Origin of the sequence: Arenibacter lacus (genome assembly GCF_008711145.1) — a bacterium.
GTDB lineage: Bacteria > Bacteroidota > Bacteroidia > Flavobacteriales > Flavobacteriaceae > Arenibacter > Arenibacter amylolyticus.
In genome coordinates this window covers 1-1265 of the sequence record NZ_VVIN01000171.1, presented here as the reverse complement: position 1 = coordinate 1265, position 1265 = coordinate 1, and the positions used below count along the sequence as shown (strand labels likewise).

General features: G+C 45.5%; 1 pseudogene. It reads left to right on the top strand.

Annotated elements, in window-relative coordinates:
* Positions 1-1265, top strand: a pseudogene (locus F1E73_RS17710) (hypothetical protein); the annotation flags it as partial.

Genomic DNA, 1265 nt, shown 5'->3' with positions numbered 1-1265 from the left:
ATGGAGTGGATACGGTAATCGATATCTCGGATTTGGAGACTGTGACCACCTTGGCGTTGAATGCAGACAATGTAAACTTGGACTATACGGACGAGGATGGAATTACCACACAGTTAGATCTTACCGCCATCGTAAAAAACCTGGAGACTGTGACCACTATGGTGGCCAATTTGGATGGCACCTTCACCTATAGGGATGAGGCTGGTGTGGATACCGTGATCGATATCTCGGATTTGGAAACTTTAACCAGTATAGCGCTTAACGCTGATAATACCCATATCGATTATACGGACGAGGACGGCATTACTACGCAGTTAGATTTTACCGCCATCGTGAAGAACCTGGAGACCGTGACCACTATGGTGGCCAATGCCAACGGAACTTTTACCTATAGGGATGAGGCTGGTGTGGATACGGTGATCGATATCTCAGACTTGGAAACTTTGACCACCTTGGCGTTGAATGCAGACAATGTAAACTTGGACTATACGGATGAGGATGGAACTACCACACAGTTAGATCTTACCGCACTTGTAAAGAACCTGGAGACCTTGACTACTATTGCCGAAACTGCCAACGGAACCTTTACCTATACGGATGAGGCTGGTAACCCAACGGTTATCGATATATCCAATTTGGAAACTTTGACCACCTTGGCGCTGAATGCGGATAATACAAATATCGATTATATTGATGAAGCGGGGAACATCAATAAAGTGGACCTGACCGCTGCGGTAAAGAACCTGGAGACCTTGACTACTATTGCTGAAACTGCCAACGGAACCTTTACCTATACGGATGAGGCTGGTAACCCAACGATCATCGACATCAATAATTTAGAGACCCTGACGAGCATTGCTCTGAATGGTGATAATACAAACATCGATTATATTGATGAAGCAGGGAATACCACTCAAGTAAACTTGACGGCTGCAGTTAAGAATTTGGAGACCTTAACTACTATTGCCGAAACGGCCAACGGAACCTTTACCTATACGGATGAGTCTGGTAACCCAACGGTTATCGACATCAATAATTTGGAGACCCTGACGAGCATTGCTCTGAATGCGGACAATACGAACATCGATTATATTGATGAAGCGGGGAACATCAATAAAGTGGACCTGACCGCTGCGGTAAAGAACCTGGAGACCTTGACTACTATTGCTGAAACGGCCAACGGAACCTTTACCTATACGGATGAGGCTGGTAACCCAACGGTTATCGACATCAATAATTTGGAGACCCTGACGAGCATCGCTCTA